Consider the following 437-nt stretch of genomic DNA (forward strand, 5'->3'; position numbering starts at 1 on the left):
GCCAGCAGTGCGTCGATTTGGGCTTCGGTAATCAGCGTGGGCAGTTTGCGTTCCGATTTCGGCGCCTTGAGAAAACGGGTGGGATTGTCTGCTCTTTGGCCTGTTTCTTCCAACCAGCCGTACATACGCTTGCAAGCCGACAATGCCCGCGCTTGGGACGTGCTTTTTTCCCCCTCCGCATACACGGCATCAGACAGGGCAAATTCATCAGCACTCAACCAATCCTGCCCGCACTCGGCCAAACGCTCTGCGATTTTAACCAAATCACGGCGGTAACTTTGCAGCGTATTGTGGCTGAGCCGGTCTTGCAGCCAAAGGGATTCAAGCAGCTTGTCTATTAAATCGTCCATACTCATCAAACTGTATTGAAAGGCCGTCTGAACGGCATAACTTTACATCCGTTCAGACGGCCTTAGGTTTTCAAAGCCCTATTTAAG

At 51.7% G+C, this 437-nt stretch carries 1 protein-coding gene; it reads right to left on the bottom strand.

The annotated features are described in order from the left end of the window. The coding region (locus ACTHUR_RS21340) for a site-specific integrase (protein WP_440400807.1) at positions 1-356 on the bottom strand (356 nt) is incomplete at its 3' end. Between the last annotated feature and the right edge of the window lie 81 nt (positions 357-437).

The organism is Neisseria sp. P0021.S007, assembly GCF_051956855.1.